This is a genomic window from Bacillus sp. SIMBA_074 (assembly GCF_046534555.1).
Lineage (GTDB): Bacteria > Bacillota > Bacilli > Bacillales > Bacillaceae_G > Bacillus_A > Bacillus_A mycoides.
Genome location: NZ_JAWRYM010000745.1, coordinates 1 through 260 on the forward strand (window position 1 = coordinate 1; position 260 = coordinate 260).

Sequence of the window (260 nt, forward strand, 5' to 3'; positions counted from 1 at the left end):
GGGGTCATTATCATACTATTAGGTTTTACTGGATACCTCCCTACAGTTTACATCCTACAACTGCCGTATTATGTTGTCGCGACGGTTGCGCTGTTATTTTCATTTGGCTTAATCTCGTCAACCTTATCAACCATTATTCGTGATTTTCACAATATGATCGTGTCATTAATGAAAGTCTTGTTTTATTTAACACCAATCCTTTGGGTATTAGATGCTAAAGATCATCCAGTAATCGTTAATATCATGAAGCTGAATCCTCT

1 pseudogene is annotated in these 260 nt (G+C 36.5%); it reads left to right on the forward strand.

Annotated elements, in window-relative coordinates:
* A pseudogene (locus SB773_RS32765) lies at positions 1-260 on the forward strand (teichoic acid ABC transporter permease); the annotation flags it as partial.